Origin of the sequence: Ruminococcus sp. N15.MGS-57 (assembly GCF_000980385.1) — a bacterium.
GTDB lineage: Bacteria > Bacillota > Clostridia > Oscillospirales > Ruminococcaceae > Hominimerdicola > Hominimerdicola aceti.
Genome location: NZ_LARF01000110.1, coordinates 1 through 1,214, shown reverse-complemented (window position 1 = coordinate 1,214; position 1,214 = coordinate 1). Strand labels below are relative to the sequence as shown.

At 36.2% G+C, this 1,214-nt stretch carries 2 protein-coding genes; both read right to left on the bottom strand.

Annotation, left to right across the window (positions count from 1 at the left end):
• On the bottom strand, positions 1–198 hold a 198-nt coding region (locus WS40_RS10675), incomplete at its 3' end, for a hypothetical protein (protein WP_046442239.1).
• A 117-nt stretch (positions 199–315) separates the two neighbouring features.
• A complete protein-coding gene (locus WS40_RS10670; protein WP_046442237.1) occupies positions 316–657 on the bottom strand; it encodes a hypothetical protein in 342 nt (113 codons plus the stop codon).
• Positions 658–1,214: the final 557 nt, after the last annotated feature.

Here is a 1,214-nt window from a genome sequence, read left to right as displayed (position 1 = left end):
ATTAGTAGTATTTGTTGCAAGTGTGTCTGCACTTGTTTTTCGTATTTCGTCCAAAGTCTGATATTCAAGCTCTGCGGACTCTGCTTTTTCGGTATTATTAAGAATATCATTTTCCTTTTTTACCTCCTCTGGTGCTTTCGCACAAGAGGAGGTAAAAATAATTGCTGTCGCCATTATCCAAAGAAAATTTTTTCGCATTGATGTCTCCTTAATTGGTTTTTATTGTGCGTTTCCAGTTATAGTTACACCATTAGTACCTGTATAGTTTTTCAATGTTACGGTTATTTTGCATTTACCTCCATTGGAATATGCATACTAACCGCTTTTGAACTGAACCGAACCGGAATCTCCATAGTAATAAAGATCAGCACACTGAGTACTGTATTTTTTCATGTTTGACTGAATATTGCAACGAGCATATGTGCTTCCTGAGCCTCCTGTAAAACCTCCGCACACAAAATCAATTGCGGAATCAGATGATGTGCTTAAACCGCTTACCGTTTTTGTATCGGTTGTAATTCCTGAGCCTGCCGGAGTCTTAGCTGGAGTATAAACCTTCCAATTAACACCATTAGAAGCACTCGCCCCAATAGCCATAGAACTCATCATCATAACAGCAGCACCCATAGCTGCGATTCTCTTAACGATCTTTTTCATATTAAACGTCCTTTCTCAATGTAAGTGTAATTTTCTTTAAGTTTTGTTGCAGAGTATTTTAACTTCATCATATCACACAATTATTGCAACGGAGAATTGTGCATAATAAATATTCACATCTTCATTGGAATCACCATATTTCTTTTTTTGCAATAAACTTTTTTATCTATGTATACATTATTTTAACACATATAACACCAAAAGTCACTATATTCTGCATATTTCTCTCATATGCACAAGAGCTTTGTATAGCTGAACAAATATTGCGTTCTAAATTATTTCATTTTACATAAGTTGATTGTTAAATGTTTGTTAACATCAACACGGAAGTTGAAATAGTCATTTGCTTATATGTTGGTTTGTCAATCATATTGGACACTATCATTAAGAAATTCGATAGGCGAAAACCATTTGAGGGGACGCATAGGACGGTTGTTTGTTCGACTTAAACGTGCAGCTAGCTGCACGTTTAAGTCGTCGCAGGAATAAAACCTATGGCACGAATAGAATTTGTTGTGATCTTCTCGGTGACTGCGCTCTACTTTGCCATTGTGCCT

What these genes read in the sequence shown, in the direction of transcription:
- WS40_RS10670 (WP_046442237.1), bottom strand. Translation starts at nt 657, where the DNA reads ATGAAAAAGATCGTTAAGAGAATCGCAGCTATGGGTGCTGCTGTTATG.